Raw genomic sequence first — 23649 nt, forward strand, 5'->3', positions numbered from 1 at the left:
GCTATTACCCATTTTCTTTTTCATCATTTTGCGTTATGATGCAAATATCTTGCTCTTCTGTCTTAATGTATAAATTTATTATCGTTTCTAACTGCGTTTTGCTTATGTTTGATTTTACTATTTCATCAAATTTATCTCTAAGATCATCTTTTAAGGCGGTGTTTGGATCTACAAAAAGTATAGTTACAGTGTCTATATGGTGCTTTTGCTTGGCTTGATTTATCATTTGATAGACTTCATTTTCATTAAAATTTGGTATTTTATGGTCTATAAGTATGAGTTTATATGGGCTAAATTCAAGTTTTTCTTTAAATTCTTCAAAGCTATTTACCACATCTATATTTTGATAAAAACTAGATATCACACTGCTAAATATCTTATTTTCGATACTACTTTTCTTAAAGAGCAAAACATCTCGTAGGTTGAATGCTTCTATATTATAGTTAGTTGGTATCTTTTTATAAGATTGGATAGGAGAAACTAGGATATTTGTTATCATTTTATCAGGAATAAAGTTGTTTAAGGTATTTATAACATCGCTTTTATTTGTAGGTTTTACTAAAAAAGCATCAAATATATCATCTGCTAAATTTGTGCGATTTACCTTTACGTCGTAGTTTGCCATAGCGATAATATGCGTATGTTTGCCTATGTCTTTTTCGTGCTCTCTTATCTTGGTTGCAGCCAAAATTCCGTTCATTACAGGCATATTTATATCCATAAATATAAGATCATAATCGTTATTTTTGGCTTCTAAAACAGCTTGTTCGCCGTTTTCTACTATTTTTACGTTACATATATTTGAAAGAATGTCTAAAATAGCTTTTTTACTTTGCTCTCCTGCTATCAAAATATCTGCATTAAATTTGATATCTTTAAATGATTTTTCTTCATCTTCCTCATCTTTTGTCAAAAGATTTAGAGCGTTTATCATTTTTGACAATGTTACTGGCTCGCATATAGTGGCTGATTTTTTGAGACTCATCGATCCTTGAGCTAAGCGCTTGTTTGGCACACTAACGATAAGTTTTTTATCTTTAAGATCCAAAGGAATAGCATAATCTTTAAGTCTAAGTAAGACTATATCAAAGTCGCCGACTTGACTTGAATTTGTAAAAAACGTGACATTTACTCCTAGATATTCTAAATATTTGCGAATGAAAGAGTTGTAGATATTTGCTCTATCGTTTGTCAAAACAGCTATTTTTACGTTGTTAAACTCGGATTTGTGTGCAGGTTTTTTCTCTATATTTTCAAATTTAATGCTAAAGTTAAACTCTCCGCCACCATTTGGCAAAGATTTAGTTTCTACTTCTGCGCCCATCATACTTATATACTTGTCTGCTATACTAAGTCCTAGTTCGATACCGCTATATGCGTTTTTAGCATTATTTTTTAAAGATATGAAATCATCAAAAATATTACCTTGTTTAAGGGCTTCAATATTTGTGCCGTTGTCTTTTATGCTGAAAATTATGGTCGTATAGTAATCTGTTTGTTCAAATTTTGTTATCTTTACTATTATTTTTCTGTTTTTATTGGCAAAATTGATTGCTCCTGATATTAAATTTGCCAAAGAATCGTTTAGTTTTTCTATATCGCCATTTATCTTATATGACAGCTCTGGGTCTATAAAAGCGTTAAAATCTATGTTCTTTTCACGTGCTTTTTGTGCGTAAATTTCAATTATATTTTCAAATTCATTTACCGGTATGAAGTCGTTTGGTTGCAAGATTATCTCATCATTTTCTATTCTAGATATGTTTAGTAGATTGTTTATAGTTTTTAAAAGATCATTGCTACTTCTTTGAATAATGTCTATTATTTCGTTATCTTTTTCAGAAAGTTTGCTGGTTTTTAGTAGTTCTATGAAGCCTATTATGCCATTTAATGGCGTTCTTAGATCATGAGATATATGCGATAAAAATATGGATTTTGACTTGATTGCGTCAGGATTTTTTGACTCTTTGTATTGCATCTGATCTAGTGCGTTTTCTATGACTTCATACGCTTTTTGCAGTCCTTCATTTGAGTCTAGATCAAGCTTTATATCTTTGTTTTCTGATTTTATGATATTTAGTATATCATCTAGCTTTTTTAGGCTTATTTTGATTTTGATCCTAATCTTATAAGCAAGTATCAAAAATAATACAGAAAGTAGCCAAATTACCGATGAAATAAGTAAATTTAGCAGACACTTGTTTTTAAATTCATTAATACTGCTTATTATTTTTTCATCTACTAGGTTTATTATATCGCTATTTAAGAGCAGTTTTTTATTCATCATCTCATACCATTTTTGAGTATCTACTGAGTATCTACCTATATAAGACTCTCTGATGATCGCAGATGCGAAGTTGCTTGCGGTCGTATATAAATTTATATTATCCGTGCTACTTAGGATAGAGTTTATTTTAGCACTTAGCCTATTATCTGGGATATAAAACCCAAGAGGTCGTTCTTTGTTAAACATCTCAAGCCAAATTTTTAATTCATTATCTTTCATAGGTCTGCTAACCATCAAAAATCTAGCCACATAGTCTCTTTCTAGGCTTAGTAAATTTTCTTCTTTGTAGAGTTCTGCGTAAATATCTAACAATATTGCACCTTTTGGGGTGATACTATAATCTTTGAGATTTTCCATCTCTTTTTCTATGGCTTTATTTACATTAAAGTAGTAATCAAAAAAAAGATCGTCTATTTTATAGTCAAAATTATCTATTTTATTTCTTATAAAAGAGATATTTACTAGCTGTTTTTTTATCTCTTCTAGCCCTTCATCTGTATCTTGCAATGAGTATTGTTTTAAAAAGTGTTTTATTGCTAAATCGGTTTTATTTTGTTGATTAAGCATATCTTCTTTATTTATTTTATTATCTTTTTGTATATAAGAAGTGTTGATACTTCTTTCAGCATTTAGCTCTTTTGAAACTAGTAAAAGATTTTGCGCTGTTTTAAATTTAGCTTCTGAATTTTCTATATTTTTATAATTATTAAATGAATTATATATGTAAATACTTGAAAAAACAAACAAAAATAGAAGAGGGGTAGTGCTTATAATTCTAAATATATTTGTCATGCTAAATATCTTTTTCATGTAGCCCTTCTTTCATGATATTTTCTAGCTGAGTGATAAAAAAATTATATTTATCCAAAGAAAAATTTGAGTTTTGATTGTGTATTGATATCTGCTTTAGCGTCCTAGTAAATTCATCGAATTTTAACGCTTCGCAAAGAGGAAATAAAGACCTTATTATCTCACGAACCGTTGTTTCGTCTTCAAGTAACATTGCGTCGCAAAGTTTGTAGTAGCAAATTTTTGCATATTCTAAAAAATAAAGGACGTCTTTTTCAAATTTATCCATACTAGGGCTTACTAAATGGCTGAGTTTTATAAGCCATTCTTTAGATAATTTATACTTGTCGTTATGCTCTAAATTTGAGGTTTTTGATCCGTCTGCTATGCCGATATTAGGAAGTCTAAGCTCTGGTAGAGTGCTAGTAGAAAGATGGCATTTTATTTTGTCTTTTGCTATGCTGACTTGATATAGATAATCATCGTTGTCTTTTAGAAGTATGATATCTACGTCTATATTTATGTTTATGACTTCGGCGTTATCAAGTTTTAGCTCTATATTTTGTAAGTTAAACTCTTGATGATTTACTATGAGATCTATAAAATGTAAATTTTGGTTGTAGATGATGTTTTTTTGTATAAAGAAATCAGATATGTCTTTATGACTTTTAAAAAACGTATCCATGTCATTAAAACCAAATAAATTTAGATCTTCTCTACTCATACCTATCAATTCAAATTTGCGGTTATATAGCACCATAAAAATTCCTACTAAAGAACGTATTTTTGAATTTTAACTAAAAAATAATTTAAACAAGCTTTTAATGACTTCTATATTTTATTTTTGCCAAAAATTTTTGTCGCAGTACTTTTGTTTGTGACTTTTTGTATCTCTTCAAAATCAGCTTCGTAAATTTTTTCAAAATTTCCAAAATAGTCTAAAAGCTTTTTTATGCTTCCTTGACAAACGCCTAATTTTACAAGTTCGCTACTTGCTAAGTCAGCTTTTTTTCTGCTATTTTGATGAAAAGTTATAGCAAATCTATGCGCCTCATCACGCAATCTTTGAAAAAATTGTAATTTTTTATCGTTAGGACTTAAGCTAAATTTGGCTGTTTGTGTATAAATTTTATCATTTGCACTGCCTTTGGCTCTGTGTGCTTTAGCATCAACTTTTTCTTTTGAAATAGCCACTATATCTACATTTGCACCGCTACTTGAGATGATGTTATTTGCTAGTCTTAAGAGTGCTTCGCCGCCATCTATCACCCAAAGATCTGGCGGACTTAGTTTATCAAATTTAAGAGCTCTAGAAGTTAGCATCTCATTCATCTGATCATAGTCGTTTGAGCTATGAAGATGAACGTGGCGATAATGCTCTTTTTTAAAATTACCATTTTCCCAAGCAATCATACCGCCAACTGGTGCTTTTCCAAACAGATGAGAGTTGTCAAAACATTCGATTTTTAAAGGTAAATTTAAAAGCCCAAAATACTCTTTGATTTGCTCTAAAAACTCGTAATTGTGAGTCTTTAAATGCTTGTCGATAAAGTCGCTGCAGTTTTTAAAAGCTACTTCGCAGATAGACCTTTTATCGCCTGTTTTTGGAGTGGATATTTTGAATTTTTTCCCGTGTAAATTTGATAAAATACTCTCTACTAGCTCCATATCTTCAAACTTTGCATATGTATAAATTTTTACCGCATTTACCGGGATTTCATGCGGGAATGCTTCTAGGATAGCTTGTTTATAAATGTCATTTAAATCCGTATTTTGCATATCTTTAGCAGGAGTTATGCTGTGGTTTGCAAAAGCGACTTTCCCATCTCTTATAGAAAATCTTACGACGCACACAAACCCATTTTTAAATGAAGTAGCTATCACTTCAAAATCCTCTAGCTTAGCGATATCTATCTCTACTTTTACGCTGATATCTTTGATGGTAAGTATCATATCTCTTAGTTTTGCGGCTTCTTCGTAGTTTTGATTGGCTGCAAAATTATTCATTAAATTTGAAAGATTTTCTATAAGAAGTTCTGGATTTTTTAGTTTTTTTATAGCGTTTTTTACTATTTTTGCATACTCTTCTTTGCTTATGGCGCCTATGCAAGGAGCGTAGCATCTGTTTATCTGATGAAACAAACAGGCTTTTTTATCTTTTAAGCAAGACTTTTTTTGTACTAGTTTAAACTCAAGATACAACGCTTCTAGTATCTCTCTTGCGCCTTTAAAAAATGGCCCAAAATACTTGATATTTTTGCCTTTTACTATCTTTCTAGTTATCTCAAAGCGTGGAAAATCGCTACTTAGATCCACGTATATATAAGGATAAGTCTTATCATCTCTAAGAAGTATGTTGTATTTTGGTTTGAGCTGTTTTATAAAGGAATTTTCTAAGATAAGGGCGTCAGACTCGCTATTTGTCGTGATCCACTCTATGTGAGTTGCTTCGCTTATCATTTTTGCTATACGTGCGCTAAGACGAGCATTTGGGGCTAGGGTAGGTGTAAAACTAAAGTAGCTTTTTACGCGGTTTTTTAAGATTTTTGCTTTGCCTACATAAAGCAGTTTGGAGTTTGCATCAAAATACTGATAAATTCCAGGTTTATTTGGTAGGCTTTTTAGCTCATCTTTTAGCATTTATAAGTATCGCTTTTCTAATGTTTTCAAAGGCTTCATATATATCTTTATCTTTTGCTAAATTTAAAAAATTGCCGTCTGATTTTTCTATGATTTTGCTATGATTTGACAATTCAACTTCTTTAAATTTAACTATTTTGGCTATAAAAAATTTGATTTCATTTATCTCTTTTAAATTTGAGTTTGGATTAAATTTGACATATTGTTTTAATAGCGATTTTATTTGATTTATGTTATTATCGTTTTTTAGCTCTTGGAGCGCTAGTGGATGGGTTAGGGCGATAAACATTATGTTTTGTTTTTGATAAGCAAATTTGATAAGCGAAGATTTTGATCTGCCTAGCAAAGACAGCAAATTCCTTAATTCGCGGCTTGTTTTTAAATTTTTATACAAAGGATTTTGTAAAATATGATTTATAATCTCAAAACTTTTCATAAAGTTATTCTAGCATTTTTTTTATTAATTTTTCTTACTTCTTGCGGTTATAAAGCAGATCCGCGGTATGGAGTAGAATATGACAATGCTACAAATAACAAGACTATAAATTCAAAGTAGTTGATTTTTTAATTAAGTTTTTATTAAATTTGGCTAGAATGCCAAAGTTAATTATTTTTAGTTGCAAGCGCACCTTGCGAAAATTATAAAATTTAGGTTGGTATAAATGAAAAATGCAGATATTTTAGTGCTAGATTTTGGATCACAATACACACAGCTCATCGCTAGAAGACTTAGAGAACAAGGCGTTTATGCTGAGCTTTTGCCGTTTAATGTTGGTATTCAAACTATAAAAGCCAAAAATCCAAAAGGTATAATCCTAAGTGGTGGTCCAGCAAGTGTTTATGCTAAGGATGCGTATTTTTGCGATGATCAGATATGGGAGCTTGATATTCCTGTTCTTGGAATTTGCTACGGAATGCAACTAATGGCATTTAAATTTGGTGCTAAAGTTGCTCCTGCTAGTCAAAAAGAGTATGGAAAAGCAAAGATAAATATACTAAAAGAATGTGCTTTACTAAAAGGCGTGACAAACGGCAGTATAGTTTGGATGAGCCATTCAGATAAAGTTACTGCTTTACCGAGTGGTTTTGAGGTTTTAGCAGACTCTGAAAATAGCGAATTTTGTATATTTGGCTCTGAGAGTAAGAAATTTTATGCACTTCAATTTCACCCAGAAGTCGCTCATACTGAATTTGGCGACGTGATACTTAAAAACTTTGCTAAAATTTGTGGCTGCGAAAGCACTTGGAATATGGGAAGTTTTGCTAAAAAAGAGATAGAGGCTTTGCGTAATAAAGTAGGAAATGATAAAGTTTTATGCGCAGTAAGCGGTGGCGTGGATAGCTCTGTTGTAGCTGCTCTTTTAGCTAGTGCAATCCCGCAAAATTTGATAGCAGTATTTGTAGATAATGGACTTCTTAGACATAATGAAGCTAAGCAAGTAGAAGAGATGTTTAGACTAAAACTCGGTGTAAATCTCATCAGTATAGATGCTAGTGAGCTGTTTTTAGGAAGACTTAAAGGCGTAAGCGATCCTGAGAAAAAACGTAAGATTATAGGTGAAACATTTATAGAAGTTTTTGAGGCTGAGGCAAAAAAACACGCAAACGTAAAATACCTTGCTCAAGGTACTTTATATACTGATGTTATCGAAAGTAGCGTTGTTGGTGCTTCTAAGACTATTAAAAGCCACCACAATGTAGGCGGACTTCCTGAATGGATGAAATTTGAGCTGATAGAGCCTTTAAGAGAGATATTTAAAGATGAGGTTAGAAAGCTAGGGCTTGAGCTAGGACTAAGCCAAGATGTAGTTTTTCGTCATCCATTCCCAGGACCAGGTCTAGCCATACGCATAATGGGAGAGGTTACAAAAGATCGCCTTGAGCTTTTAAGAAAAGCTGATGTTATATTAAGAGATGAGTTAAAAAGTAGTGGTTGGTATGATAAGACTTGGCAAGCATTTTGCGTACTTTTAAACGTAAATAGCGTAGGAGTTATGGGCGATAACCGCACTTATGAAAATGCGGTCTGTATCCGCGTAGTCGATGCAAGCGATGGAATGACAGCTAGTTTTTCTAGACTTCCTTATGATTTGCTAGAAAACTGTAGCCGTCGTATAATAAACGAAGTTGAAGGCATCAACCGCGTAGTGTATGACATCAGCTCAAAACCGCCTGCAACTATAGAATGGGAATAAATTTTCTTAGCTTATCACTATGCAAATTTATCCATTTAAACCTATTTTTGATAAGAGCTCAAAGATACTTATACCTGGCTCTTTTTCATCGCTTAGATCACATTTAGATGGATTTTACTCTTGCTTAAAGAAATCATCTTGGAGTGAAGCTATGATATATCTTGTTTCAAATACTATTTTTAATGATGATGAGATTATAAATTTAAAAGTATGCGAAGTGGTTTTTAAGAAATTTAGTGTTGATTTAGACGATTTTGATGTTCTTGTTTTAACTAGTAAAAATGGTATAAATGCTCTTAAATTTAATGATATATCGCCTAGAAATTTAATCGTAAAAAGCATAGGGGAAGCCACCACAAAAAGTGCTTTAGATTTTGGATTTAGCGATGTAACCCAAGCTTTAAGCTCGCATGGCAAAGAGTTTGGTATGGAGATTGTAAATGATCTTAAAAATAAAAAAGTTTTGTATATAAGTGCAAAAGAGACAATGTCAAATTTAAGCTTTTTTCTTAAAAAAAATAGTGTTGATATCACCACCATAATAGGCTATGAAAATGTGATATTAAGCTTAGATAGTAGTTTAAAACCGCCTTTAAACTCAAAAATTATATTTACTAGTCCAAAAAATGTAGAAGGGTTTATACGAAATTTTGGCTGGGATAGTAGCTATAAAGCTATAGCCATAGGAAAAACGACTGCAAAATATCTAGAAAAATTTACTAACGCATTTCAAAGCAAAGTTCAAAGCATAAACGAATGCGTGGCTTTAGCAAAAGAGATAAAATAAATAAATATTCTTTGAATTTAAGCAAAATTTATATATAATCTTCGAGCCTGAATGGTTCGATAGCGTTTTTTATGAGGGTCCAACACATTAGTATAGGCGGAGATGTGCTTATGCGGTGAGATGCGACTTCGTTTGTAGCTCTTAGAGCGAGAAATCGCGACCTAAAGCATAAGCCTATCTGCAAGATTGGCTTTTTAGGGCCGATTCTACTACGTAACGGCCATTTGGGTTTTCTTACTTAATTTATTAGGAAAAATATGAATATTTTAATTATAGGAAGCGGTGGCAGAGAGTATGCCATAGGGCTTAGACTAAAACAAGACAAAAATGTAAAAAAATTATACTTTTCTCCTGGAAACGCGGCTACAAAAGAGCTTGGCACAAATATCATCCTAAAAGATTATTATGAACTAGCTGATTTTGCAAAGAAAAACGATATAACTTTAAGTGTGGTTGGCCCAGAAAATGCACTGAGTGCTGGAATAGTAGATATATTTAAAGAAAAAGGGCTAAATATATTTGGCCCTACAAAAGCCGCTGCTAGATTAGAGAGCAGTAAGACTTATATGAAGGATTTTTTGCATAAAAATGGCATTAGGACTGCAAGATTTTTAAATACTAATAATTTTGATGAAGCTAGTAAATTTATAGATACTCTAGGTCAAATTGTAGTCGTAAAAGCAGATGGACTTTGCGCAGGAAAAGGTGTAATCATAGCTCAAAGTCACGATGAAGCGAAAAAAGCAGCTCTTGATATGTTAAGCGGAGATAGTTTTGGAGATGCGGGTAAAAGCATAGTTATAGAAGAGTTTTTAGATGGTTTTGAGCTTAGTTTTTTTGCTATTTGCGATGGCAAAAACTTTGTAAGTCTTCCAGTTGCTCAAGATCATAAAAGATTGCTTGATAATGATAAGGGTCCAAATACCGGTGGAATGGGGGCTTACGCACCAAGTCCTTTGGCTAGTAAAGAGCTTATAAAAAGAGTAGAGCAAGAAGTCATAGCTCCAACTTTAGTCGGTATGCAAAAAGAAAATGCTCCATTTTGTGGAGTTCTTTTTGTAGGTCTTATGATAGTTGATAGTATTCCTTATGTTTTAGAGTTTAACGTGCGTTTTGGGGATCCAGAATGTGAAGTTTTGATGCCTTTGATAGATGGAAATCTAAGTGAGATACTATATAATGCAGCTACTGGAAAACTTATAGATATCACTTTAAAAGATGATGTAGCAGTCGGCGTAGTCATGGCTAGTAAAAACTATCCTTATGATAGTACTCCTAAAACAAAAATAACTATAAAAGATATACCAGATGGCTCACATATAGCTTATGCCGGAGTTAGCGAAGAAAATGGCGTTTTATATAGTAATGGTGGGCGTATTTTAGTAGCAGTAGGCGTAGGAAAAGATATAAAAGAGGCTCATAAAAAAGCTTATGAGCTTGTGCAAAATATAGATTTTGACGGCAGTAAATTTAGAAAAGATATCGCATATCAGGCTCTTAAATGAATGAAAATTTGTTAGATAAATTAGATAGGGAAAATATAAGTATAGCTAAGATAGATAGAAGAATTTTAGCTTATAGCGTTGATGAAATCATAGTTAGTGTTATATTTTTATTTGCATATTGGAACTCTTTGGTAAAAACTGCAGATAATATAGAACAACTAGCTATGCTTATATCAAATTTAATGTTTCAAATCACGCTTTTAAAGGTTATCTACCACGCATTTTTTGTCTGGTACTATGGCGCAACTCCGGGAAAAATGATATTTAAAATAATCACACTAGATACGCTTATGCTATCAAAACCTACATTTGGCACTAGCGTATTAAGAGCTTGTGTTAGAATACTGAGCGAATGGTGCTTTTATCTAGGTTTTATCTGGGCTTTTGGTAATATTTATAGACAAACTTGGCACGATAAATTAGCAAAGACAGTAGTTTGTAATGCTTATTAAAAAAACTTTTTTGACCGTATTTACCGCAACTTTAGCATTAGCTGCTGTGGAAAATGTCGAGTTTTTAGCCGATAACGTAGATAAAAACGGACAGATCATAGAAGCAAAAGGCAATGTTCTACTTTTTTCCCAAACATATTTAGTAACAGCAGACGAAGCAAAATATGACGAAGCAAACGAGATAGTTGAGCTTTTTGGAAACGTAAATATACTAAAAGGTGAAAACGAAACTACTAGATCAAATTATGCAAAAGTAAATTTAAAAACAGATGAGATAAACGCAGAAAGTAGTTTTGCTATGGATAAAAGTAAAGAGCTATGGATACAAAGCGATGAGAGTTGTAGCAACAATGACGCTTATGAAGTATCAGAATCGATAGTTTCTAGCTGTAATGTTCAAGATCCAGACTGGCATATAAAATTTACTAGTGGAGAGCTTAATAAAACAAGCAAATTTCTTCATCTTTATAACCCCGTTTTTTACGTGGGTGATATGCCGATATTTTATCTTCCTTATTTTGGTTTTTCTACGGATAAAACTAGGCGTAGTGGGCTTTTGATACCTCAAATTTCTTTTGGTAAAGGAGAGGGTCTTAGATATCTGCAACCTATCTATATAGCGACTCACGATGAATGGGATCTAGAGTTTGATCCTCAAGTTCGTACAAGTAGGGGAGCAGGGCTTTACTCTACATTTAGATTTGCGGATTCTCCTTATTCAAAAGGACTTATAAGAGGTGGAGAGTTTTGGGATAAATCTTCATACGTCCAAAAAGAAAAATTGAAAAACAACAAACATTATGGTTATGAGATAGAATATGATAGAGACAAGCTCGTAAAATACTTTTTAGAAGGGGATTATAACGAAGGATTGTGGCTTAAATATACTAATTTAAACGATATAGATTATCTAAATTTACGTGGCAAAGAAAATAACTTTGACTCATTAGTGCAGTCTAAACTCAACTATTTTCTTGCTACAAATGAGCATTATTTTGGTATGTATGCAAAGTATTATATAGACACCGCTAAAATCGGCTCTAAATACGGCAATGACGACACTTTGCAAGAGCTTCCAACTTTGCAATATCACAGCTTTTTAAACCAGTTTATACTTCCAAATTTAACATATTCGTTTGATACGCAATATCATAATTATACAAGAAGCGTTGGAGTGAGTGCATCTTCTTATGAGCTAAATTTACCAGTCGGTATAAATTTTAATATACTTGATGATTTTGCAAATTTTAGTATTACTGAAAATCTATATGCGACGCATATCCAGTATAATAATAATAAATTTTATAGTAACGGCTCTTTAAGAGATGATGAATTTGACGACTTTATAAACCATTATCATGATTTTGCGTTGCAAACAGATCTTGCAAAAGCTTATGACGATTTTTATCACACTATGAACTTAAGGCTTGATTATATAAAACCAGGATATTCAAGCGGTAAAATAAAACAAAAGTTGTTAAAATATTATCAAATAGCTGATGGAGCTGATATATCTAAGTTGCAAGATGATCTTTTCGAAGATAATTTTATCGGTAATTTAGGCGATGAATATACTACGGAAAATACATTTACAAATTTGACGCAGTATTTTTATGATAGAGACGGCAAAAAAATACTAAGGCATAGCGTCAAACAAGGCTATAATATCGACAATAGTGAGTTTTCAAATTTAGAACATAGAGTAAATTTATACCTAAATAACTTTACCATGGCAAACAAATTTGAATATTCACATATAAATAACCGTTTTCCTAAAGTTCAAACCGGAGTTGGATATTTAAATTCGCTGTTTAATACATCTTTATATCATACATATGAAGAAAAAGATAGTGAAAATAAGACTTATGAAAGAGAGAGTTATTTTGGCTCTTCTTTAAATATAAACGTATCTAGAAACTACTCGCTACTTGGCGGGTTTGATTATGATTTTGAAAGAAATTACACAAAAAGATGGAAAACCGGTATAAATTATAAAAGAAAATGCTGGAGTTATTCGCTCATTTATCAAGAAGACATAGAGCCAAAAAATACAAGCGGCGGTATAGAGTCTAAAAAAACTCAAGGAGTTTATCTGATGTTTGGTTTTTATCCGTTTGGCGAAGTAGGATATGATTTTTCTATAGAGCAAAACAATAATAATGGAGCTTCATTGCAATGATAAGTCCAAGTGAGCTTAAATTTGAAAACCAGCTTGATGCAGCTGATAAACTTTTTGAGATATTGCCTAAAAATGAGCTTATAAGTGGCGATTACGTGCTTATTTGCTCGTCTTTGGATTCGATCGTTTTAACAGATAGAGTGGCCCATGCTTTAGGTCTTAGTTATGAGTTGCTATTTAGTGAGCAGATAACAGCACCAAATAATCTAGAATGCGAAGTCGGTATGGTAAGCGAAACTGAGGAAATAGTCATAAATGAAGAGCTTATAAACGCTTTTAATATAACTTTGGATTTTATTTACGGTGAAGCTCATAGAAAATATGAAGAAAAGATCTTAAAAAATGTTTATAGATACAGAAAAGGAAAGTTACTTTGGGATTTACAAGGAAGAAATATCTTGCTGATCGATGAAGGTTGTGAAACTGGGGCTACTGCAGTTACTTGCATAAAAACACTTATAAATTTAGGGGTAAAGTCCATAACTTACGCAACGCCACTTATGCCACTTAGCATCGTTTCATACCTAAATACATTGATAGATAATATATTTTGTGTCAGAAAAATAGCAAATTTTGTCGATGTGGATTTTTATTATAACAACAAAATAGACTTAAATTCAGATTCTATTATGTCTATTTTAGAAGAAAGTCCATATTATTTACCATTACAAAAATAAGGAGTAGTATTATGCAGTATTCGATAGAAGTAAATAATCAAGTTGAAATTTTTGATTTAGATAAAGTAGCCAAACAAGCAGCCGGTGCAGTTCTTTTGCGTGTGAAAAATACGGTAATCTTAGCAACAGTAGCTAGAGAAGACGCTGTGGTAGAAGATGATTTTTTGCCACTTACAGTTCAGTATATAGAAAAACAATACGCAGCAGGAAGAATACCTGGTGGATATATCAAAAGAGAGACAAAGCCTGGGGAATTTGAAACTCTCACAAGTCGTATAATTGATAGAAGCTTAAGACCACTTTTTCCAAAAGGATATGCATATCCTACTCAAATAGTTGTAATGGTTTTAAGTAGCGATCCAGAAGTGGATCTCCAAGTAGCTGCACTAAATGCTGCAAGTGTGGCACTTTATCTTAGCGATATCCCTGTTGAACGCGCTGTTTGCGGTGTTAGAGTAGGCTATATAGATAAAGAATTTGTTATAAATCCTACTAATAGTGAGCTTAAAAATTCTAGTTTAGATCTTTATGTTGCTGGTGTGGGCGATGAGCTTTTGATGATAGAAATGAGAAGTTTGCCACAAATTCAAAACGAGATAGTGCCAGTCATAGCTATAGATCCTATGATAGATCCGAGTCTAAATGAGGGCTTTATACCAAAACAAGATATGAATGAATTTAGTGAAGATATGATGGTAGAAGCCATTAAATTTGCGGGTGAGGCTATTTTAAGAGGTAGTAGTGCTTATGAAGAAGCATTCTCACACCATAAAAAAGATAATGCAAATTTAGAATACAAACCTGAAATAGAAAATGAAAATATTGCTATTTATATAGATGAATTTTATAAAAACGATGTGAAATTAGCCATAAATCAAATGGCAAAAAGTGAGCGTGCAAGTGAGTTATCAAAGATAGCAAAACAGATAGCAAATAGCGATATAGCCATAAAAGAGGGTTGGAGCGAAGAAGTTATTTTAAATATTTTAGGAAAATATAAAAAGAAGATAGTTAGATCTCAGATCATAGAAGAAGCAAGAAGAGCAGATGGAAGAGGGCTAAAAGAAGTTAGACCTATCACTATCGAAACAAATATACTTCCAAGCGCACACGGAAGTTGTCTATTTACTCGTGGTCAAACTCAAGCTCTTGTAGTAGCTACTTTAGGTACTGATAATGACGCTCAGATGAATGAGCTTTTAACAGAAAAAAATGCCGTATCTGAAAAATTTATGTTTAATTATAATTTTCCTGGATTTAGCGTCGGCGAAGCAAGCCCATTAAAGGCTCCTGGTAGAAGAGAGCTAGGACATGGAAATTTGGCTAAAAGAGCACTATATCCAAGTGTTGATATAAATAGTCCTTACTCTTTAAGAATAGTTAGTGAGATATTAGAAAGTAACGGATCTAGCTCTATGGCTAGTGTTTGTGGTGGTTCTTTGGCTATGCGTGCTGCTGGCGTTGAAACTATAAAATTAGTAGCTGGAGTTGCTATGGGGCTGATTTTTGAAGGCGATAAACACGCAGTTTTGACTGATATCATGGGGCTTGAAGATCATGATGGCGATATGGATTTTAAAGTTGCTGGAAGTATAGATGGTATCACAGCACTTCAAATGGATATAAAGCTTGGAGGAATCAGTCTTGAAGTACTAAAAGAAGCTCTGTATCAAGCTAAAGAAGGAAGAGAGCATATACTTAAAATTATGCAAAGAGCAAATGATGATATAGTCATCAATGAAGATGTTTTGCCTAAACTAGAGCTATTTAGTGTCGATCCTAGCAAGATAGTTGATATCATCGGACAAGCTGGAAAAACTATAAAAGAGATTATAGAGAAATTTGAAGTTAGCATAGATCTAGACCGCGAAAAAGGCGAAGTAAAAATAGCAGGTGGTCAAAAAGGTAAAGTTGAAGCAGCAAAAGATTATATTATTAAAATTTTACAAAAAGAACCACGATCTGGAGACTTTAAAGGCAGAAAAGAAAATAAAAATGTATCTGCATTTAGTGTTGGAGATGAGTTTGAAGGAGAGGTAAAAAAAGTAGCTCAGTTTGGTGCGTTTATATCTTTAAGAGACGGCGTTGATGGGCTTTTACATATATCTAAAATGAGTGCTCCTTTACATGAGGGAGATAGGGTAAAAGTTAAAGTCGGCGAGATAAAAAGTGGAAAAATTTCTTTGGAGTTAAATTAGTTGATAATATGTAAGACGTTCTAAGCATTCAAAATGATCTGCTAAATATTTATCGTAAATGCTACATTCAAAACAGCATCTACGCACGGCTAAGCTTTACTAAATATACGCAAAACAGACATTTTGATATGATTTGCTAGTAGCCCCTAGAAAAGCTGTTTAAGAGAAATGTATCTTGATGAAACTACGAAATATTTATTGCAAAATATTTTAATTCTTATATAAATTTATTCTTTAGACAAAGAGCCTAAAGGCTCTTTAAAAACTATCTTTAGGATCATTTAAATGATCATCAGTCCATTTTAGCATAGTTCCGCCAAGTAGATGAAAATGTAGATGCATCACTTCTTGACCGCCGTTTTCACCGCAATTAGTAACAAGCCTATATCCGGTCTTATCTACACCGATCACACTAGCAACTTCTTGAATAAATTTTGTCATTTCACCCATTAAAGCTGGATCCATAACTTGAAAATTCTCATAGTGCTTTTTTGGTATTATCAATATATGTATAGGTGCCTTTGGATTTATATCGTGAAATGCCAAAAAATTTTCATTTTCTAGAACTTTGTTTGATGGAATTTCTCCGGCGACTATCTTGTCAAAAATGCAAGCCATAATCATCTCCTAAATTTAAATTTTGATCATAATTATATCTGATTATTTATTAATTTTATATCTACTTTAATGATTTTAGGGTACAATTGAGCAAAAATTTAAATTAAGGTAGTTAAGTTGCAAGAGATTATTGATAGGATTGAAAAGGCTAAAAATCTTGATGAGCTTGAAAAAATTAGAGTTGAGCTTTTTGGAAAAAAAGGTGTTATTACATCTCTTTTTGCAAAACTAAAAGATATAGCTCCAGAAGAAAAAAAGGCCTTTGCCGAGAATTTAAATATTCAAAGAGATACGTTTAATGCTAAAATCGCACAGAAAAAAGCGATTTTAGAAAGTGAGTTTATAAAAGCTAAAATGAAACGCGAAAGTGTTGATATCACGCTTTTTAACGAGCCTTTAAATAAAGGTGCTTTGCATCCTGTTATGGAGACTATGGATAAAATCATTGAGTATTTTGTTGCTCAAAACTTTAGTGTAGAGAGCGGACCGCTTATAGAAGATGATTTTCATAATTTTGAGGCTTTAAATTTACCAAAATATCATCCCGCACGCGATATGCAAGATACATTTTATCTTAAGGATTTTAGGTTGCTTAGGACTCATACAAGTCCAGTTCAAGTAAGAACTATGCTAAAACAAAAACCGCCTATTCGTATGATAGCTCCAGGATCTGTTTTTAGACGTGATCTTGATCTTACCCATACACCGATGTTTCATCAAGTAGAAGGACTAGTTGTCGAAGAAGAAGGAAAAGTAAGCTTTGCGAATTTAAAATATATATTAGAAGAGTTTTTAAGATATATGTTTGGCGATGTAAAAGTTAGATTTCGTCCTAGCTTTTTTCCATTTACAGAACCTAGCACAGAAGTTGATATAAGCTGTATATTTTGTGGCGGCAATGGATGTAGAGTATGCAAACAAACAGGCTGGTTAGAAGTCTTAGGAAGTGGGATAGTCGATCCAAATGTCTTTAAAGCAGTCGGTTATGAAAACGTTAGCGGATACGCCTTTGGACTTGGTGTAGAAAGATTTGCTATGCTTCTTCATCAGATACCAGATCTTAGAAGCCTTTTTGAAGGAGATATTAGACTTTTGGAGCAATTTAAATGATAATAAGTAAAAATTGGTTAAATGAATTTATAGATCTTTCGCATTTAAGCGCAGAAGAAGTATGTAAAAAACTAAACGAGATCGGACTAGAAGTAGATAGTCTAAATAAATTTAGTATTCCAAACCATGTTGTCGTAGGAAAAGTACTATCTTGCGTAGATCACGAAAACAGCGATCATCTACACGTTTGTGAAGTAGATGTCGGAAGTGAGATTTTGCAAATAGTCTGCGGTGCTCCTAATGTTGCTGCTGGACAATTCGTAGCTTGTGCGCTTATAGGCGCTATCATGCCTAGTGGTCTTGAGATAAAAGCGGCAAAATTAAGAGGCGTAGCAAGCTCTGGAATGCTTTGTAGTAGCACCGAGCTTGGACTTCCTAAATTAAACAACGGCATTATGCTATTAGATGATAGTATAGGCGAGCTTGTGCTAGGACGCGAACTAAAAGAGTATCCTATTTTAAATGATGAGCTCATAGAGATAGAGCTTACGCCAAATAGAGGCGACTGCCTAAGCATACACGGCGTTGCACGTGATCTATCTGCGGGATTTGATCTACCGCTTAAAGAGCGAGAGCCAAGAGTCGATGAAGAAAAGCTTCTTGGTATAGGTAGGATTATAAGTATTCGTTGTGAAGATAAAATAGAGGCTTCAGTAGCATATAGGGCTATAGAGCTAAAAGAAGAGCTATCTTTAAATTTAAAAACAGAACTAAGGCTTGCTTATACAGAGCAGACTAAAGAACATCCAGTAGAAAAGATTTTATCATATATGACTCACTCTACTGGTGTTATCTTTAGAGCTTATGATTATGAAAAATTAGCAACAAATAAAGAAGAGAAAATAGTCATAGATATAAAAGTCCTTGATAACGGATCTTATGGTGTTTATTTTGATTCAAGATGTTTGGGGCAATTAGGAATTTGGCAAACAAAAGAGGCAAATATAGACAATAACTCTAAGATTATTATCATAGAGGCTAGTTACGTAGATCCAAAAATAGTCTCTAAAGCAGCCTTTAAAGACAAAGAACAGCCTCGCGATGAAGCAGTCTATAGAAGTAGCAGGGGTAGCGAACCAAAGCTAAGTATGGCTATGGATTTTTTATTTGATATATTTGCTAAAAACAAGCACATTACTCCATATGCTGGAATGCAACAAATTTTACTCGAAAAAGATCAAATCATCATAAGCTTTAATTGCACAGAACTTTCAAATATGATAGGCGCAGAAATTTCTAGAAACGATGTTGTAAAGATCCTAAAAAGACTTGGATTTGATATAACATTTAACACTGAGCAAGAGCATATCTATGCAAAAGTGCCGTTTTATCGCCATGATATACTAAATTCTCACGATATTTGCGAAGAAATAGTAAGGATAATAGGTATCGACAATATCCCTTCTAAGCCTTTGATCTTTAGTGAAAAAAGTCGTATAAATAATAACACTTACATATCTTATAAAAACTCAAAACGCCTTAGACACAACGCCGCTACGCTTGGTTTTTTCGAGTGTGTGCATTACGTATTTGATAACGCAGGAGAGCTTGACGCTTTAGGATTTAAGCCTTGTAAAGCACAAATTTTAAATCCTATAAATAACGAACTTGCAGTTTTAAAACCGACTTTGATAAATCATTTATTAAATTCATGCGAAAGAAATATCAAAAATTCAAAAAAATCAGTTAAGCTTTTTGAATTTGGTGATGTGTTTAATGAAGACGGCGACCAAAGCGCTAAATTTGCTTTTTTAGCAAGTGGTTTAAAAAATGAACCTACGCTTTTAAATGGTGCAAAACCAAGTGAGATAAACTTTTTTGATTTTGCTAGTTTGATACAAAACTCAGTTGGAAAAATAGAACTCGTAAAAAGCGATGACATACCATTTTTAAGTGAATTTGAACAAGCTAAAGTTTATCAAAACAATGAATATATCGGATATATCGGTAGAGTAGATTTAAATTTAGAATTAAAAAGAGATTTACCAAAAACATATGTTTGTGAGCTTGATTTTGAGCGGATCAAATTTGAAAATAGGGTAGCAAAAACCTACTCTAAATTTCCTACTATAAGCAGAGATCTAAGCGTAATAATAGATAAAGATTTAGAGTATTTAGAGATCAAAAAATGTATTAATGAGCTAAAGATTGGTATTTTAAAAGAGTTTTTGCCCGTTGATATCTATGAGGATAAAAGTTTGAACTCAAAGGTAAGCTTGAGTATTAAATTTATATTTCAAGATATGCAAAAAACATTAGAAGATGAAGAGATATCTATTGTTATGGATCAAATTTTACAAGCTTTAAATAATAAACTAGGCATAGGATTAAGATGAAAATAGAAGCGCTTAAGCACGCGTTTGACGCTGAGTTTAAAAATATTTCTACAGACAAATCCATAAGTCATAGGTGCGCTATATTTTCACTTTTGAGTGATAAAACGAGCGTTATTAGTGATTATTTAGAGGCAGAAGATACCATAAATTCTCTAAAGATCATAAGCGCTTTAGGCGCTAAAGTCGAAAAGCAAGAAAATTCTTACTATATAACTCCACCAAAAAATATCTTATCGCCAAATAAGATTTTAGAGTGTGGAAATTCTGGCACGGCTATGAGAATATTTATGGGATTACTTGCTGGAAATGATGGTTTTTTTGTGCTTAGTGGAGATAAATATCTAAACGAAAGACCTATGAAAAGGATAGCTGATCCACTTGTTAAGATAGGTGCTAAGATAGATGGTAGAGACTTTGCAAATAAAGCGCCATTAGCCATTAGAGGCACTAAGCTGAAGTATTTCGAGTATGATAGCCATATCCCTTCTGCTCAAGTAAAAACAGCGCTTATTTTAGCAGGTCTTTGTGGAAATGGTTGTAAATTTAGCGAACCAGAGCTTAGCAGAGACCATAGCGAAAGAATGCTTTTAGGTATGGGAGCAGACATCAAAAGAGATGGACTTAGCTTACAGATAAATCCACTGAATGATAGAAAATTAAGACCACTAAATTTAAGCGTTCCAAATGATCCTAGTTCGTGCTTTTTTTACGCCGTTGCCGCAGCGATAACCCCAGGTGCGAAAATCAAAATCAAAAATATACTTTTAAATAAAACTCGCATAGAAGCATATAAAATTCTAGAAAAAATGGGCACTAAGATAAGCTATAATCTAACAAGTAGCGATTATGACGATATCGGCGATATAAGCGTTGAATACGCACCCCTAAAAGCAGTAGAAGTTACACAAAATATATCGTGGCTTATAGATGAAGCGCCTGCTTTAGCCGTTGCATTTTCAAGGGCAAGCGGAAAAAGCGTACTAAGAAATGCAAAAGAGCTAAGAGTAAAAGAGTGTGACCGCATAGCAGTAACTGTTAATGCACTTAAAAGTTGCGGTATAGAAGCAAGTGAGCTTGAAGATGGTTTTGAGATCATAGGCGGAGTTCCTAAAAAGGCTAGTATAGATAGCCACGGAGATCACCGCATTGCTATGAGTTTTGCCGTGCTTGGACTGCTTTGTGGTATGGATATACAAAAGAGCGAATTTATAGCGACATCCTTTCCTAAATTTAGTTGTTTTTTAAGGAGTTTAGGAGCAAATGTTGAAGATTGAATTAGCTAAAAGTTATGGGTTTTGTTTTGGAGTAAAAAGAGCTATAAAAATAGCCGAAAATTCAAAAAATGCATCTACGATAGGTGAGCTAATCCACAATAGCTTAGAGATAGATAGACTGAAAAAAAACTTTAATGTTAAAACCTTAAAAGATATAAATGAGTTAAAAGATGAAAAAAAAGCGATTATAAGAACTCATGGTATTACAAAAAGTGATTTAGCAAATTTAAAATCACGCGGTATCAAGATCATAGATGCTACTTGTCCATTTGTCACGAAGCCACAACAAATAGTCGAAAAAATGAGTAATGAAGGCTATGAAATCATCTTTTTTGGCGATATTAATCATCCCGAAGTTAAAGGCGTGATGAGTTATGCAAGTACGAAAGTTTATGTTATTTTAGATGAGAGCGAACTTGATAATATAAGGCTTGCGTCTAAAGTCGCTGTTGTATCCCAGACAACAAAAAAAATAGAAAAATTTATGCAAATAGTAAATTATCTAATGCAAAGAGTTAAAGAAGTTAGAGTTTTTAATACTATTTGTAATGCAACTCTTGAAAATCAAGAGGCCGTTAGAGAGCTTTCTAGTAGGGCTGATGTTATGATCATCATAGGCGGAAAAAATAGTTCAAATACAAAACAACTATATCTTATCTCAAAAAAATTATGCGAAGATAGCTACTTAGTAGAAAGTGGAGACGAGATAGAACAAATTTGGTTTAAAGATAAAAAATTATGCGGTATAAGTGCTGGCGCAAGCACTCCAGATTGGATAATAGAAAAAGTTATAGATAAGATAAATAATTTAAACTCAAATATTTGAATTTATTATGGTTAATTAAATTTAAAGCTAAATTAAGCTAATATATACCACTTTTCGTCATATGACACTAGGAAAAATCTATAGATAAAAGGACCAAGATGGCTGAGGTGAACAAAAATGTTCGTAACGACATAAGCGATAAAATAGATTATGAAGAAGATTTTGCCGCTATGTTTGAGGAGTCTTTAAAGGCTGAAGAGAGTACAGTTTGCGATGGTGTTATCGTCAATATAAAAGATACTGAGGTATTTGTTGATGTTCGTAAGAAGTCAGAGGGTATTATGAATATCTCTGAGATCACAAACAATGATGGCACTTTACAATACAAGATAGGCGATACTATCAAAGTTGCTATAACAGGATCTAGAAATGGTAGGCCGATCGTATCTCATAAAAAGGCTCTTAGAAAAGAGAAAGTTAAGGCTTTCATAGACAATTTCGATGAAAATGCAGACAATATCTATGATGCAAAAATCATATCTAAAAACAAGGGCGGATTTGTTGCGCTTAGCAATGATGATGTTGAGTTTTTTATGCCAAAATCACAAAGTGGCTTTAGAGATGCAAATCAAGTAATAAATAAAACATTCAAAGTAAAAGTTTTAAAAATAAATAAAGATGAACAAAGTATTATCGTATCTCGTAAAAAACTTATCGATGAAGATAGAAAAAAACGTAAAGAAGCTATAGAAAATATTATCGATAATACTGATATTATCGAAGGAACTATCAAAAAAATCACAACCTATGGTATGTTTGTTGATGTCGGCGGTATAGACGGACTTGTTCATTATAGCGAGATTAGCTATAAAGGTCCGGTAAATCCAAATACATTATATAAAGAGGGCGATAAGGTAGATGTTAAGATCATCAAATACGATACCGATAAAAAACACTTATCTCTATCTGTAAAAGCTGCTACTCCAGATCCTTGGGAAGAGATAAAAGATAGCTTAGAAGTAGGCGATACCATAAAAGTTACTGTTAGCAATATAGAACCTTATGGCGCATTTGTTGATTTAGGAAATGATATAGAGGGATTTTTACATATAAGTGAAATTTCTTGGGATAAAAATATCAAAAATCCTAAAGATTTTATAAAAGAAGGCGAAGAGCTAGACGTTGAAGTTATCGAAATAGACGCCAGTGATAGAAGGCTTAGAGTAAGTCTTAAAAATTTACTTCCAAAACCTTTTGATGAATTTAATGCTAAATTTAGTGAAGGTGATATAGTTAATGGAGTTGTAACAACTCTAACAAATTTTGGTGCATTTGTCAGAATAGGTGCTTTAGAGGGGCTATTACATAATGAAGATTCTTCATGGGATAGAAATGATAAATGCAAAGATATCTTTAAAACAGGCGATAATATTCAAGTAAAAATCATTAAAATTGATGATAAAAACCAAAAAATCTCACTTAGTCAAAAAGATCTAAAAGAGAGTCCTGTAACAAAATATGCTAAGACTCACGCAAACGGCGATATCGTATCTGGAACTATCAGGGATATAAAAGATTTTGGCGTGTTTGTATCTCTTGAAGATGGCGTTGATGCACTTATAAGAAAAGAAGATATCGGAAATTTAGATATCAACTCTTTAAAAGTCGGCGACAGCATAGAAGCTGCGATAGCTTTTATAGATGAGAAGAAAAACAGAATTCGTCTAAGCGTAAGAAGACTTGCTAAGCAAAAAGAACGTGAAGTTCTAAATGAGATAAACGACGAGGGCAAAATGACTCTTGGCGATATCATAAAAGAGCAGCTAGCTGATTAAT

General features: G+C 32.9%; 17 protein-coding genes. 12 read left to right on the plus strand and 5 right to left on the minus strand.

Annotated features, from left to right (window positions below):
• Window positions 1–4 precede the first annotated feature (4 nt).
• The 4 genes from CHLWT_RS02685 to CHLWT_RS02700 form a co-directional block, all read right to left on the minus strand.
• Entirely contained in the window at window positions 5–3097 is a 3093-nt protein-coding gene (locus CHLWT_RS02685) for a histidine kinase dimerization/phospho-acceptor domain-containing protein (RefSeq protein ID WP_112000322.1), read from the minus strand.
• Window positions 3081–3836, minus strand: a complete 756-nt coding sequence (locus CHLWT_RS02690) for a hypothetical protein (RefSeq protein ID WP_063998521.1) — start codon at window positions 3834–3836, stop codon at window positions 3081–3083. The genes CHLWT_RS02685 and CHLWT_RS02690 overlap by 17 nt, the downstream gene beginning before the upstream one ends.
• Window positions 3837–3907: 71 nt before the next feature.
• Entirely contained in the window at window positions 3908–5716 is a 1809-nt protein-coding gene (uvrC, locus tag CHLWT_RS02695) for an excinuclease ABC subunit UvrC (protein ID WP_112000321.1), read from the minus strand.
• Window positions 5703–6152 carry a hypothetical protein gene (locus tag CHLWT_RS02700; RefSeq protein ID WP_063998519.1) on the minus strand — a complete coding sequence of 150 codons (450 nt, stop codon included), beginning with the start codon at window positions 6150–6152 and terminating at the stop codon, window positions 5703–5705. The genes uvrC and CHLWT_RS02700 overlap by 14 nt, the downstream gene beginning before the upstream one ends.
• A gap of 226 nt (window positions 6153–6378) precedes the next feature.
• Between CHLWT_RS02700 and guaA the strand changes: the two genes are divergently transcribed.
• The 7 genes from guaA to CHLWT_RS02735 all read left to right on the plus strand — a co-directional run bounded on the left by guaA (window position 6379) and on the right by CHLWT_RS02735 (window position 15709).
• A complete protein-coding gene (guaA, locus tag CHLWT_RS02705; RefSeq protein ID WP_112000320.1) occupies window positions 6379–7911 on the plus strand; it encodes a glutamine-hydrolyzing GMP synthase in 1533 nt (510 codons plus the stop codon).
• Between the two features lie 19 nt (window positions 7912–7930).
• Entirely contained in the window at window positions 7931–8698 is a 768-nt protein-coding gene (locus CHLWT_RS02710) for a uroporphyrinogen-III synthase (protein ID WP_373924814.1), read from the plus strand.
• A gap of 257 nt (window positions 8699–8955) precedes the next feature.
• Window positions 8956–10203 carry a phosphoribosylamine--glycine ligase gene (purD, locus tag CHLWT_RS02715; protein WP_112000319.1) on the plus strand — a complete coding sequence of 416 codons (1248 nt, stop codon included), beginning with the start codon at window positions 8956–8958 and terminating at the stop codon, window positions 10201–10203.
• Window positions 10200–10655, plus strand: a complete 456-nt coding sequence (locus CHLWT_RS02720; protein WP_063998515.1) for an RDD family protein — start codon at window positions 10200–10202, stop codon at window positions 10653–10655. The genes purD and CHLWT_RS02720 overlap by 4 nt, the downstream gene beginning before the upstream one ends.
• A complete protein-coding gene (locus tag CHLWT_RS02725; RefSeq protein ID WP_112000318.1) occupies window positions 10645–12834 on the plus strand; it encodes an LPS-assembly protein LptD in 2190 nt (729 codons plus the stop codon). The genes CHLWT_RS02720 and CHLWT_RS02725 overlap by 11 nt, the downstream gene beginning before the upstream one ends.
• Complete coding sequence (locus CHLWT_RS02730; protein WP_112000317.1) at window positions 12831–13511, plus strand: sodium:proton antiporter; 681 nt, start codon at window positions 12831–12833, stop codon at window positions 13509–13511. Before CHLWT_RS02725 ends, CHLWT_RS02730 begins: the two co-directional genes overlap by 4 nt.
• An 11-nt stretch (window positions 13512–13522) precedes the next feature.
• The gene (locus CHLWT_RS02735; RefSeq protein ID WP_111970540.1) at window positions 13523–15709 is read left to right on the plus strand and encodes a polyribonucleotide nucleotidyltransferase; all 2187 of its coding nucleotides are present in this window, start codon (window positions 13523–13525) and stop codon (window positions 15707–15709) included.
• A 258-nt stretch (window positions 15710–15967) separates the two neighbouring features.
• On the opposite strand, the gene CHLWT_RS02740 is transcribed toward CHLWT_RS02735, so the two are convergent.
• A complete protein-coding gene (locus CHLWT_RS02740; RefSeq protein WP_034963832.1) occupies window positions 15968–16327 on the minus strand; it encodes a histidine triad nucleotide-binding protein in 360 nt (119 codons plus the stop codon).
• Between the two features lie 117 nt (window positions 16328–16444).
• On the opposite strand from CHLWT_RS02740, the gene pheS reads away from it, so the two are divergent.
• The 5 genes from pheS to CHLWT_RS02765 all read left to right on the plus strand — a co-directional run bounded on the left by pheS (window position 16445) and on the right by CHLWT_RS02765 (window position 23648).
• Window positions 16445–17437 (plus strand): phenylalanine--tRNA ligase subunit alpha, encoded by a 993-nt coding sequence (gene pheS, locus CHLWT_RS02745; protein ID WP_112000316.1) that lies wholly within the window; start codon window positions 16445–16447, stop codon window positions 17435–17437.
• Window positions 17434–19773: a phenylalanine--tRNA ligase subunit beta gene (pheT, locus tag CHLWT_RS02750; protein ID WP_112000315.1), complete on the plus strand. Its 2340-nt coding sequence runs from the start codon at window positions 17434–17436 to the stop codon at window positions 19771–19773. The genes pheS and pheT overlap by 4 nt, the downstream gene beginning before the upstream one ends.
• Window positions 19770–21047 carry a 3-phosphoshikimate 1-carboxyvinyltransferase gene (gene aroA / locus CHLWT_RS02755; RefSeq protein WP_111970538.1) on the plus strand — a complete coding sequence of 426 codons (1278 nt, stop codon included), beginning with the start codon at window positions 19770–19772 and terminating at the stop codon, window positions 21045–21047. The genes pheT and aroA overlap by 4 nt, the downstream gene beginning before the upstream one ends.
• The gene (locus tag CHLWT_RS02760; RefSeq protein WP_063998508.1) at window positions 21037–21873 is read left to right on the plus strand and encodes a 4-hydroxy-3-methylbut-2-enyl diphosphate reductase; all 837 of its coding nucleotides are present in this window, start codon (window positions 21037–21039) and stop codon (window positions 21871–21873) included. The genes aroA and CHLWT_RS02760 overlap by 11 nt, the downstream gene beginning before the upstream one ends.
• Before the next feature lie 98 nt (window positions 21874–21971).
• A complete protein-coding gene (locus tag CHLWT_RS02765; protein ID WP_151062162.1) occupies window positions 21972–23648 on the plus strand; it encodes a 30S ribosomal protein S1 in 1677 nt (558 codons plus the stop codon).
• Window position 23649: the final 1 nt, after the last annotated feature.

Source organism: Campylobacter hyointestinalis subsp. lawsonii, assembly GCF_013372165.1.
Classification (GTDB): domain Bacteria; phylum Campylobacterota; class Campylobacteria; order Campylobacterales; family Campylobacteraceae; genus Campylobacter; species Campylobacter lawsonii.